The following is a 12772-nucleotide window of genomic DNA, read 5'->3' as shown; positions in this document are numbered from 1 at the left end:
ATAAGATGAGTAAAGTAACACAAATAGATCACCCGTTAATATTACACAAATTAGCTTTTATAAGAAGTAAGGAAACAGGTTCTAAAGACTTTAGAGAATTAGTAGAAGAAGTTGCTATGTTAATGGCTTATGAAGTAACTAGAGATTTAAGTACAGAGGAAGTAGAAATAGAAACTCCAATATGTAAAACTAAGTGTAAAATGCTTTCAGGTAAAAAGATGGCTATAGTTCCAATATTAAGAGCAGGCTTAGGAATGGTTGATGGTATGTTAAAGCTTATACCAGCAGCGAAAGTTGGCCATATAGGATTATATAGGGATGAAGAAACTCTTCAACCAGTAGAGTATTTTTGTAAATTACCTCAAGATATAGCTGAAAGAGATGTTATAGTTGTAGATCCAATGCTTGCAACAGGTGGTTCAGCGGCAGATGCAATAACTATGTTAAAGAGAAGAGGAGCTAAGAACTTAAGACTTATGTGTTTAATAAGCTCACCAGAAGGAATTGAATTTGTTCAAAAAGAACATCCAGATGTAGATATATACGTTGCAGGTATAGATGAAAAATTAAATGAACATGGATACATAGTTCCTGGTCTTGGAGATGCTGGAGATAGATTATTTGGAACTAAATAATTTTTAATTAAAGAGTAGCTTTTAAAGCTACTCTTTAATTGTTTATTTAACTTTTAATGTGTATAATAAGGATGATGATATAGGATAATAAAATATAAGTTTATAATATAAACAATATATTAGGAGGAACCTTAAATGGAAAAGAAAAAAATAATAACTATATTTGGAACAAGACCAGAAGCTATTAAAATGGCTCCTTTAGTAAAGGAATTAGAAAAAAGAGAAGGCATTGACTCTAAAGTATGTGTTACAGCTCAACATAGAGAAATGCTAGATCAAGTTCTAGATTTATTTGATATAAAGCCTGATTTTGATTTAAATATAATGAAGAGTAAGCAAACATTAACAGGCATTACTAATAGAGTTTTAGAAGGGTTAGAAGAAATTTTTGTGGAAGAAAAACCGGATATGATATTAGTACACGGAGATACAACTACTACATTTTCAGGTGCTCTTGCAGCCTTCTATCAGCAAATAAAGGTTGGGCATGTAGAAGCTGGACTTAGAACCTTTGATAAATATTTTCCTTTTCCTGAAGAGATGAATAGAAAACTTACAGGATCTTTAGCAGACTTACATTTTGCACCAACTAAAAGCTCTAAAGCAAACCTTTTAAGAGAAGGAGTTAAAGAAGAAGAAATATTTATAACTGGAAATACTGTTATAGATGCTATGCTCCATACTGTTAAAGAAGATTATAAATTTGAAAATGAATTATTAAATGAAATAGATTTTGAAAATAAAAAAGTAATTATGATAACTGCTCATAGAAGAGAAAATTGGGGGCAGGGAATAGAAAATATCTGTGATGCATTAAATAAAATAGTAGAAGAAAACAAAGATGTTGAATTAGTTTATTTAGTACACCTAAATCCTGTGGTTAAGGATGTAGTTACTAAAAAATTAGGAAATAAGGAAAGAATACATTTACTACCACCTCTAGATACTAACGAAACACATAATTTAATGAATAAATGTTTTATGGTTATGACTGATTCAGGTGGATTACAAGAAGAAGCACCGCATTTAGGAAAACCAGTTTTAGTATTAAGGGATGTTACAGAAAGACCGGAAGCTGTTGAATATGGAACTGTTAAATTAGTGGGAACTGATATAAATAAAATAGTTCATGAGGCTAACACTTTAATAACAAATAATGATGAATATTTAAAAATGAGTAAGGCTGCAAATCCATATGGTGATGGATATGCTTCAAAAAGAATAGCTGATATTATAGAAAAATATTTTTCTATAAGAAATATAGAGATTGAAGAGTATTTGAGATAATATTCAAAAAAATCGGATAATTGGGTTGAATAACAGGCAGAAAGTGGTATAATTGAGTTATGTTAATTGTTTAACAAATTTGAAAATTCTTAAGATTAAATAAGGAGATGTGAATATGAGAGAAGTTGTAATTGTAAGTGCTGTAAGAACTCCAATTGGTACATTTGGTGGATCATTAAAAGATGTATCAGCAGCAGATTTAGGAGCATTAGTTATAAAAGAAGCTATAAATAGAGCAGGAATTAAAGGCGAATTAGTTGAAGAAGTAATAATGGGTAATGTTATTCAAGCTGGTCTTGGACAAAATATAGCTAGACAAGCTACTATAAAAGCTGGTTTGCCTGTAGAAGTTCCAGCTATGACAGTTAATAAGGTTTGTGGTTCAGGACTTAGAACAGTTTCATTAGCGGCTCAAATAATAAAAGCTGGTGATGCTGATGTTATAATAGCTGGTGGAACAGAAAACATGTCTCAAGCTCCATATCTATTGAAAACTGCAAGATGGGGTCAAAGAATGGGCGATGGAAAAATGGTTGACTCTATGATTAATGATGCATTATGGGATGCATTTAATAATTACCATATGGGAGTTACTGCAGAAAACATTGCAAAAGAATGGAATTTAACTAGAGAAGAACAAGATGAATTCGCTTTAAACTCTCAGCTAAAAGCTGAAGCTGCTATTAAAGCTGGCAAGTTTAAGGATGAAATAGTTCCAGTAGTAATACCTCAAAGAAAGGGAGAACCAAAAGTATTTGATACAGATGAATTCCCAAGATTAGGTTCAACTATAGAGGGATTAGCAAAATTAAAAGCTGCATTTGTAAAAGATGGTACAGTAACAGCAGGAAACGCTTCAGGAATAAATGATGGAGCAGCAGCTTTTGTAGTTATGAGTGCTGAAAAGGCTGAAGAATTAGGTCTTACTCCTTTAGCAAAGATAGTTTCTTATGGACAAAAAGGTTTAGATCCTTCAATAATGGGATATGGACCATTCCATGCAACCAAAAAAGCTTTAGAAGTGGCTAATTTAAATATAGAAGATTTAGATTTAATAGAAGCTAATGAAGCTTTTGCAGCACAAAGTTTAGCAGTTGCAAAAGATTTAAATTTTGATATGAGTAAAGTAAATGTAAATGGTGGTGCAATTGCTTTAGGTCATCCAGTTGGAGCATCTGGTGCAAGAATCCTTGTTACATTAATTCATGAAATGCAAAAGAGGGATGCTAAAAAAGGTTTAGCAACTTTATGCATAGGTGGAGGAATGGGAACAGCACTTATTGTTGAAAGATAATATTATAAAATAAAGCCCTCGAGTAATCGAGGGCTTTAAAATTATTTGAATTATAAATATGATTTCAGATAATAATACTATATATAATAAAAATTTATAATAATCATAATAAAATGATATATAAGTTTTAAAACAAAAATATGAATAAATATTAAATGGATTATTCATTTTTCAAATAATAATTTAAAGGATAATAGTATAAAAATACAAAAAAAATAATAAAAAACATAAAAAAATATGACTGAAAAGTATAAAAAGATAATTGAAAATGTTATCAATTGGAGAAACGGTATATTATACGAGAAAGTGAATTTTCAGAAAAATGAATTGACTTAAATTCATTAAGCTATATTTGGAGATAAAATGAAATATAATGAAGTTAGTTAAGTAAAAATGAAATAAACTCTTATAATCATTATAAATTAAGTAATAATCTGTTAAATAGACATATTTAGGGTTTTCATTAATGTTTTCATAGTACTATAATAACAAGAGTTAGTTGGGGGTGAGGATAAAATGAGTAGAGAAATGAATAATATTATTTCTAAGATGATAAAATACGATTTAATTGCAGGATTCATTTTTGTACTTATATTATCCCTATTCTTTAATTTAAAAGTGGCTTCAATATTCTTTTTAGGATTAATAGTATCATTAATTAATACAATTGCTAACGGGTTAATTATTGAATATTCATTTAAAAATGATAAAAAAGCATTATTAGCTATTAGTTACTTATTTAGGATAACTATTATTATTTTAATAGCATTGCCATTTTTAAATAATTTAATACAACTTTTATCATATATTTCAGGGTATTTATCCCATTTTGTTTTTGTTGTATTTTATTGGATGAAAAAAGGGAAAGGAAGTGATTAAGTGGAACCACTAGAACCAATATGGTCTTTTTATGTTGGACCCATGAAAATTGATATAGTTCCAGAAGTGGTAATGCAATGGATAACTATTGTTTTAGTAGCAATTATTGCAATATGGGCAACAAGAAATATGAAGCTTAGACCAAACAAAAAGCAAGTAGTAGTAGAATCTATATATACTACATTAAGAAAAGTAGTAATAGATAATATGGGAGAGGAATTTTTAGATATAATTCCCTTTATAGGAAGTTTAGCGGTATTCTTACTATTTATGAACCTGACAGGTCTAATAGGATTACCAGTACCAACAAAGAGCTTCAGTGTAACAGTAGCTTTAGCTTTAATAACTTTTTATATGGTACAGTACTATACAATACGAAAGTATGGATTAAAAAGTTATTTTGGTGGATATACATTCCCACTTGCTATAATAACACCTATAAATATACTAGAAAGAATAATGCTTCCAGTATCATTAGCACTAAGATTATTTGGTAATATACTTGCAGCTACATTCTTAGTAGAACTATGCTATGAAGCTCTTAATCATATAGGTTTTGTAGCTCAGTTAGCGATACCAGTACCTTTACATGCATATTTTGATATTTTTGATGGTGGTATTCAAACTATAATTTTTATAATGCTAACTATGATAAATATTAAAATGATAGCAGAACATTCAGGACATGAAGAACATTAATTTCGCTAAAATATTTTTATTAAATTATAAATTAAAAAATTATTAAATTATTTTTTATTAAAGGAGGATTTTTATTATGGAAATATCAATGAGAGCATTAGGTGCAGCTATAGCTGTATTAGTAGGTATAGGAGCAGCAATAGGTATAGGAAATGCAACTGCTAAAGCAGTAGAAGGAATATCAAGACAACCAGAAGCAAGTGGTAAAATAACTACAGCTTTAATGCTTGGTTCAGCTTTCGCAGAAGCAACAGCAATTTACGGTTTATTAGTATCAATTCTTTTAATATTCGTTGGAGTAAAATAGTGTCTTAGGGCTCCAGAAGGGAGGCAATAGTTATGTTAATGGAAATAAACCCTAGTACCCTTATAGCCACTATAATTAACTTTATTATTCTTTTAGCTATTCTGAAGTATTTCTTCTTTAATAAGGTTAAAGCTATTATTGATGAGAGAGAAAATCTTATTAATGAACAATTAGATAATGCTGAAGAAGAAGCAGAAAAAGCAAGAATGCTGGCTATAGAAAATGAAAGAATATTAAAAAATGCTAGAGAAGAAGGGAAGTTAATTACAGAAAGACATAAACAAAAAGCTGAAAAGATATATGATGAAATAATTGAAGAAGCTAATAAAGAGTCTAAAGTAATAATTGAAAGAGCAAAAGTTGAAATAAATAGAGAAAAAGAAAAAGTAGAATATCAATTAAAGAAAGAAGCTATCGATTTAGCAATTGAACTTTCTAAAAAGGTTATAGAGAAAAATATAGATGAAGAAAAAAATAGAGAGTTAATCGGAGACTTTATAACTAAGGTAGGTAATTCATAATGTATGAATATTTAGACCGTAGATATGCACTGGCTTTATATGAAGTGGCAGAAGAAAAAGGGAAAGTTCAACAATATCTACAAGACTTAAGAGAAATCTGTAATCTTATAGATACAAATAAAGAATTCTACGAAGTAATTAAGCACCCTCAAATTAGTACTAAAAAAAAGAAAAGAACTTTTATTAATATTTTTAAAGGTCATATTGACGAAGAATTACTATCATTTTTATTAATTCTTATAGAAAAAGATAGAATACTATATTTAAGAGAAAAATTAGAGGAAATGGAAAAAATAGATTTAGAGAGAAAAAATACTCTAAATGGTATTGTAAAAACAACAGTTCCTTTGAGTAAAGAAGAGTTTGAAAAACTAATAGAAACATTAGAGAAAAAATATAATAAAAATATTATATTAGAACAAATTATTGACGAAAGTATTCTAGGTGGAATTTACGTAAGAGTTAATAATGATGTTATCGATGGAACAATCAAATCTAAGTTGGATGAACTAAAAGAATTGATGCTTAAAACAGAATAGAGGTGAAGGTATGAATATTAAGCCTGAAGAAATAACTTCCATAATTAAAAAAGAAATTGAAAGATACGAAAAAGAAATTAAAACTGTAGATTCAGGTACTATCATTCAAATTGGTGATGGTATTGCTAGAGTTTACGGCTTAGATGATTGTATGGAAGGTGAATTATTAGAATTCCCAAATAATGTTTTTGGTATGGCTCTAAATCTAGAACAAGATAACGTAGGTTGTGTTCTTTTAGGATCAGAAGAAGGCATTAGAGAAGGAGATATAGTAAAAAGAACTAATAAGATAGTAGAAGTCCCTGTAGGAGAAGAATTACTTGGAAGAGTAGTTAATTCTTTAGGAGAACCTATAGATGGAAAAGGCCCTATTAATAATGCAGGATATAGACCAATAGAAGTTCCAGCTCCAAGTATTATAGATAGAAGCTCTGTTAATGAACCTTTACAAACAGGTATAAAGGCTATAGATTCCATGATACCTATAGGAAAAGGTCAAAGAGAACTTATAATTGGAGATAGACAAACAGGTAAAACTGCTATTGCAGTAGATACAATATTAAATCAAAAAGGTAAGGATGTAATTTGTATTTACGTTGCAATTGGACAAAAGCAATCTACTGTTGCAAATATAGTTAATACATTAGAAGAATTTGGAGCATTAGATTACTCAATAATAGTAGGTGGTACAGCTTCAGAATCAGCACCACTTCAATATTTAGCTCCATACGCTGGATGTAGTATGGGTGAATATTTCATGCATAAGGGAAAAGATGTATTAATAATATATGATGATCTTTCTAAGCACGCAGTAGCTTATAGAACAATGTCACTATTACTTAGAAGACCACCAGGCAGAGAAGCATATCCAGGAGATGTATTCTATATCCATTCAAGACTTTTAGAAAGAGCTGCAAAGCTATCTAAAGAAAATGGTGGAGGATCATTAACGGCCTTACCAATAATTGAAACATTAGCTGGAGACGTAACTGCATATATTCCAACCAATGTTATTTCAATTACAGATGGACAAATATTCCTAGAATCAGATTTATTCCATTCAGGACAAAGACCAGCAGTAAATGCCGGTATATCTGTATCGAGAGTTGGAGGAAACGCTCAAATAAAAGCGATGAAACAAGTTTCTGGTACTTTAAGATTAGAGTTAGCTCAATATAGAGAACTTGAATCTTTTGCACAATTTGGATCTGATTTAGATAAAGATTCTAAGAAGAGACTTGAAAAAGGTAAGAGATTAGTAGAAGTTTTAAAACAAGATCAATATTCTCCTATGGATGTAGAAAAACAAATAGTAATTCTTTACGCTATAGTTAATGATTTCTTATCAGATATCAAAGTTAATGATGTTAGAAGATTTGAAAGTGAACTTTTAGAATATATGGATACTCACAATAGGGATCTATTAAGAAAAATAGTTGAAGTTAAGACTTTAACTGATGAAATAAAATCAGAATTAGAAAATTCTATTGTAGAGTTTAAGAAATTATTCTTACAAGATGCATAGCCTAAAAAGCTATGCAATTCTTTAGGAGGTGGAAACTTGGGAGCAGCAGGACTTATAGATATTAAGAGAAGAATAAAGTCGGTTGAAAGTACAAGAAAGATAACAAAAGCTATGAATCTTGTAGCCACTTCTAAACTTAGAAAAGCAAGGAAAGAACTAAATGATAATGAGGAATATTATAAATTAAGTGAAGAAATAGTAGAGAATTTAATGTCAGCATTACCAGAAAGTTATGAAAGTTCCTTCTTTAATACGAATTCTAATGATTTAGATAAGCTATATATTGTTATGGCTTCAGATACAGGCCTTTGTGGAGGCTTTAATGGAAATGTAGCTAACAGCTTAAATGATTTAATCAAAGATAAGGGCTCAGCTAGAATAGTAATTGTAGGAGCTAAGGGAATTTCCTATATGAGAAAGTATGGATTTGATACTATTAAAGAATATGTAGAAATTCCAGATATACCTACTATTAAAGAAGTTAGAGCTATATATGATGATGCATTATTCATGTTTAATAATAAGGAAGTTGGAGAGGTTAATCTTGTATTTACAGAGTTTAAATCTCCAATTAAGCAAGAGGTTAAAATAGAGAGATTATTTCCATTAGAAATAAAAAGAGAAAAATCAGAACAATTTTTAATAGAGCCTAGTGTAGAAGAGGTTTTAAATTCAAGTTTAGATATATATTTTAAATGTAAAATAAGAAGAGCTATGTTACATTCAAAAGTTAGTGAGCAAAATGCTAGAATGACTGCAATGGATGGAGCAACTCAAAATGCCAATGATATCCTACAAGCCTTAAATCTTAAGTATAATAGAATAAGACAAGGAATGATAACTCAAGAAATATCTGAAATTGTAGGTGGGGCAGAGGCTCAAAAATAGTAAGGAGGGATTACTGTGTCTGAAAAAGTAGGAAAAGTAGTTCAAGTAATTGGACCTGTAGTGGATATAAAATTTGATACAGATTCTTTACCTAATATCTATAATGAAATTAGAATAGATATGGGAGAGAAAGTCCTAGTAGTTGAAGTTGAACAACATGTTGGTGATGATATAGTTAGAACTATAGCAATGGAATCAACTGAAGGTTTAAAAAGAGGAATGAAGGCAATAGATATGGGAAGATGTATTTCTGTTCCTGTAGGAAAAGAAGTATTAGGAAGAGTATTTAATGTTCTTGGTAATCCTATAGATAATGCTGGAGATGTAGATATAAAAGAAATGTATCCTATTCATAGACCTGCACCAAGTTTTAAAGAACAATCTTTAGAACCAGAAATGTTTGAAACAGGAATAAAGGTTATTGATCTTTTAGCTCCGTATCAAAGAGGTGGTAAAATAGGTCTATTTGGTGGAGCTGGAGTTGGAAAAACAGTTTTAATTCAAGAACTTATAAACAATATTGCAAAAGAACATGGTGGTCTTTCAGTATTTACAGGTGTAGGTGAAAGATCAAGAGAAGGTAATGACTTATACTATGAAATGAAAGAATCAGGAGTTATAGATAAAACAGCTCTAGTATTTGGACAAATGAATGAGTCACCAGGAGCTAGAATGAGAGTTTCATTAACTGGACTTACAATGGCTGAATACTTTAGAGATCAAGGTCAAGATGTACTTTTATTTATAGATAATATATTTAGATTTACACAAGCTGGATCAGAAGTATCTGCTTTACTTGGAAGAATTCCATCAGCTGTTGGTTATCAACCAACTCTTGCAACTGAAATGGGAGCTTTACAAGAAAGAATCACTTCTACTAAAAATGGTTCTATAACATCAGTTCAAGCAGTTTATGTTCCTGCTGATGACCTTACAGACCCAGCACCAGCAACAACCTTTACTCACCTTGATGCGACAACAGTTTTATCAAGAAGTATAGCCGAACTTGGAATATATCCAGCTGTTGATCCTCTAGAATCTAACTCAAGAATATTAGATCCAAGAGTTGTAGGTAAAGAGCACTACGAAGTAGCTACATCTGTTAAAAATATACTTGAAAGATATAAAGAATTACAAGATATAATTGCAATTCTAGGTGTAGATGAATTATCTGATGAAGATAAGAAAGTAGTTGCAAGAGCAAGAAGAGTTCAAAGATTTTTATCTCAACCATTTACAGTTGCTGAGCAATTTACAGGAATGCAAGGAAGATACGTTCCGGTAAAAGAAACAGTAAGAGGATTTAAAGAAATATTAGATGGTAAATATGATGATTTACCAGAATCAGCTTTCCTTTTTGCAGGAACTATAGAAGAAGTAATAGAAAAAGCTAAGACCTTAAGTTAGGGGATGAAGCTATGAGTAAAACTTTTAAAATAACTATAGTTACTTCAGGAAAGGAACCTATTGAGTTCGAAGGAGAAGCATTAATTACATCTACTAAAGATGGTAAGGTGGAATTTAAGTCTAATCATGCCCCTATAATTACTAGTACGGTTCCAACAACAACTACGATAGTTAATGGTAGTACAAGAGAAGAGGTATTTACTTCATCTGGAATTGTATATATTAAGAACAATGAAATAAAGTTTTGTTGTGATGCAGCTGAAAGAAGTGCAGATATAGATAGGGAGAGAGCTTTAAAATCAAAGGAAAGAGCTGAAAAAAGATTAAAAGAAAATAATAATAACATAGATATAGAAAGAGCTAAAAGGGCATTAGCAAGAGCAAATGCTAGAATTAGCACTATAAGTATAAATGATTAAAAGAAATAAGGAGGACTTAAGTCTTCTTTATTTCTTTTTTTACTTTTTAGGAAAATATAAAAATGTAACCCTATTAATAATTTTTTTGTAATTTACTTAATAAGTATCACTATTAATTTTGGATGATTTAGAGCGAATGTGACGGAATAACAAAATTATACATATGAAATTATCATAGTAATGACAATTAATCACAAATTTCAACTATTTTTATATATTATAATATGACTATTATTTTTTGAATAAAATAAAAAAAATGGACAATAATTAAAAGAGAAAGGTAGGGGGAATATGAGAAGGATATTGAAAATACTACCTATGATAGCCTTTTTTTCTTTAATTATTGGAACAATTCCAGCAAAATCTGAACTTAATTCAGATAATTTTTATTTTTTAGAGAATAAAGTGATTAGTGCTGGAGACTTTATAGAAAATGGCATTAGGGTAGAATATGATTCAAAAAATAATTTAAAAAACGAGTTACTTATAATTAAAAATAATTTAGAGAAACTATTTAAAGAAGATATTTATATTATTGATAATAAAATTTTCTTTAATGATGATTATAGAGAAATTAATGTACTAGCATGGAAGGAAGATAATGAAACGAAAGTACAAATTACTTATACAAATAATAGAATAGAATGTACAACTAATCAAATTAAGAAAGAACTAGAACAAATACAATATTTTGCAGCAGAAAATATAAAATATTTTAATTTTATAAAGGTAAAAATAATAGAAGAGCAAAAGCAGAATCTTTTAGATCTACTAAAGAACAATATAAAAAAAGGAACTCTGGAGGAATTAAGTATTATTAATGGGATGGTTGGTAAAGGAAGGTTAATAAATGGAGATAAAATTAATTTTTCTTTTATGACCTATAATGGAGAAGAATATTTAATTCTAGGAACACCAGTGATATTCATAACATACTAACAATTTATAATGGAGGATAATATGGAAAAAATTATAGTTGAAGGTGGTAATAAACTAAGGGGTGAAGTGAATGTTAGTTTAGCTAAAAATTCTGTTTTACCTATAATAGTTGCAAGTATTTTAAATCCAAATGACATAGTTATAAAAAATGCACCTATGTTGGAAGATGTAGTGGTTTTAACTGATTTGTTATCAGGTATGAATTGTAATATTGAAAGTACTGTAAATGGTGATCTGAAGATAAATACATCAAATTTAGCAGAAGTAAATTTAAATAGTGAATTAATTAGAAAGATGAGAGCATCTTTTTTAATAATGGGACCTATGCTCTCAAGATTCGGTAGATGTAGAATATCAATGCCTGGTGGATGTAATATAGGTAGTAGGCCTATAGATTTACATTTAAAGGGTTTTAAACTTTTAGGTGCAGAAATAGAAACAGAGCATGGTTATGTAGAAGCTAAGGGAAAGAAGTTAATAGGAAATAGAATATATTTGGATTTTCCATCTGTAGGTGCAACTGAAAATATTTTAATGGCAGCTGTTTTAGCTGAAGGAACAACTATTATAGAAAATGCAGCTGAAGAACCAGAAATATGGGATTTAGCAAATTTTTTAAATTCCATGGGAGCTAAGATTCATGGAGCTGGAGTAGGGAAAATTACTATAGAAGGAGTAGACTCTTTAAAGGGAGTAGAGTATAAACCAATATATGATAGGGTTGAAGCTGGCACATTTATGGTAGCAGCAGCAATAACAAATAGTAAGATAACTATAAATGGAGCCAATGAAGATCATTTGAGACCAACTATAGAAAAATTAAAAGAATGTGGTGTGAAGTTTGAAAATCTTGGAGAAAATAAAATTTTAGTAGATGGAACTGGAGTAAAATCACCAGTAGATATAAAAACTCTTCCTTATCCTGGTTTTCCTACAGACATGCAAGCACAAATGATGGCTTTATTAGCTGTTACAAAAGGATCAAGTATAATAACAGAGACAGTATTTGAAAATAGATTTATGCATGTAGCAGAACTTGTTAGAATGGGTGCAAATATTAAAATTGATGGAAGAACTGCCATAATAGAAGGCGTTGGATCTTTAACTGGGTGTGATGTAAAGGCAACTGATTTAAGAGCAGGAGCAGCAATGATATTAGCAGGGTTAGTTGCACAAGGTAAAACTGAAATTAGCGATTTATATCACATAGACAGAGGATATGTGGATATAGAAGAAAAGTTTAGAGGCCTAGGGGCAAATATATATAGGGTTGATAAATAATAAAACTTTAAAATAAATTTTATTACTATAACAACCTATTTAAAAAACTTAGATAAATCTAAGTTTTTTAATTTTTACAATATTTTAATGAGTAAGTAATAATTACCTTCAGTTTGTTAAGAGATAAATATTGTATGAGGTTGACTTGGAGC

Annotated in this window: 14 protein-coding genes; all 14 read left to right on the top strand. The window is 29.7% G+C overall.

Annotation, left to right across the window (positions count from 1 at the left end; all coding sequences use genetic code 11):
• Window positions 1–5 precede the first annotated feature (5 nt).
• Window positions 6–635, top strand: a complete 630-nt coding sequence (gene upp / locus BN6774_RS16660; protein ID WP_066895794.1) for a uracil phosphoribosyltransferase — start codon at window positions 6–8, stop codon at window positions 633–635.
• A gap of 135 nt (window positions 636–770) precedes the next feature.
• Window positions 771–1922, top strand: a complete 1152-nt coding sequence (gene wecB, locus BN6774_RS16655) for a non-hydrolyzing UDP-N-acetylglucosamine 2-epimerase (protein ID WP_066895792.1) — start codon at window positions 771–773, stop codon at window positions 1920–1922.
• Window positions 1923–2037: 115 nt separating this feature from the next.
• On the top strand, window positions 2038–3216 hold the full coding sequence (locus BN6774_RS16650; protein ID WP_066895790.1) for an acetyl-CoA C-acetyltransferase: 1179 nt from the start codon (window positions 2038–2040) through the stop codon (window positions 3214–3216).
• A 516-nt stretch (window positions 3217–3732) separates the two neighbouring features.
• A complete protein-coding gene (locus tag BN6774_RS16645; RefSeq protein WP_066895789.1) occupies window positions 3733–4095 on the top strand; it encodes an ATP synthase subunit I in 363 nt (120 codons plus the stop codon).
• Complete coding sequence (locus tag BN6774_RS16640; RefSeq protein WP_066895787.1) at window positions 4096–4794, top strand: F0F1 ATP synthase subunit A; 699 nt, start codon at window positions 4096–4098, stop codon at window positions 4792–4794.
• A gap of 76 nt (window positions 4795–4870) precedes the next feature.
• A complete protein-coding gene (gene atpE, locus BN6774_RS16635; protein ID WP_008676605.1) occupies window positions 4871–5101 on the top strand; it encodes an ATP synthase F0 subunit C in 231 nt (76 codons plus the stop codon).
• Between the two features lie 38 nt (window positions 5102–5139).
• Window positions 5140–5622, top strand: a complete 483-nt coding sequence (locus BN6774_RS16630; protein ID WP_066896768.1) for a F0F1 ATP synthase subunit B — start codon at window positions 5140–5142, stop codon at window positions 5620–5622.
• A complete protein-coding gene (locus tag BN6774_RS16625) occupies window positions 5622–6161 on the top strand; it encodes a F0F1 ATP synthase subunit delta (RefSeq protein WP_066895785.1) in 540 nt (179 codons plus the stop codon). Before BN6774_RS16630 ends, BN6774_RS16625 begins: the two co-directional genes overlap by 1 nt.
• A 10-nt stretch (window positions 6162–6171) precedes the next feature.
• A complete protein-coding gene (gene atpA, locus BN6774_RS16620; RefSeq protein WP_066895783.1) occupies window positions 6172–7686 on the top strand; it encodes a F0F1 ATP synthase subunit alpha in 1515 nt (504 codons plus the stop codon).
• 36 nt (window positions 7687–7722) lie between these two features.
• The gene (gene atpG / locus BN6774_RS16615; RefSeq protein WP_066895782.1) at window positions 7723–8574 is read left to right on the top strand and encodes an ATP synthase F1 subunit gamma; all 852 of its coding nucleotides are present in this window, start codon (window positions 7723–7725) and stop codon (window positions 8572–8574) included.
• Window positions 8575–8589: 15 nt separating this feature from the next.
• The gene (gene atpD / locus BN6774_RS16610; RefSeq protein WP_066895778.1) at window positions 8590–9981 is read left to right on the top strand and encodes a F0F1 ATP synthase subunit beta; all 1392 of its coding nucleotides are present in this window, start codon (window positions 8590–8592) and stop codon (window positions 9979–9981) included.
• 11 nt (window positions 9982–9992) lie between these two features.
• Window positions 9993–10400 (top strand): ATP synthase F1 subunit epsilon, encoded by a 408-nt coding sequence (gene atpC, locus BN6774_RS16605; protein ID WP_066895776.1) that lies wholly within the window; start codon window positions 9993–9995, stop codon window positions 10398–10400.
• Between the two features lie 291 nt (window positions 10401–10691).
• Window positions 10692–11339 (top strand): hypothetical protein, encoded by a 648-nt coding sequence (locus BN6774_RS16600; protein WP_066895775.1) that lies wholly within the window; start codon window positions 10692–10694, stop codon window positions 11337–11339.
• A 21-nt stretch (window positions 11340–11360) separates the two neighbouring features.
• Complete coding sequence (gene murA, locus BN6774_RS16595) at window positions 11361–12620, top strand: UDP-N-acetylglucosamine 1-carboxyvinyltransferase (RefSeq protein WP_066895774.1); 1260 nt, start codon at window positions 11361–11363, stop codon at window positions 12618–12620.
• Window positions 12621–12772: the final 152 nt, after the last annotated feature.

Origin of the sequence: Clostridium nigeriense, from assembly GCF_900086595.1 — a bacterium.
Taxonomy (GTDB): domain Bacteria; phylum Bacillota; class Clostridia; order Clostridiales; family Clostridiaceae; genus Clostridium; species Clostridium nigeriense.
This window is presented reverse-complemented; position numbering and strand designations above follow the sequence as displayed.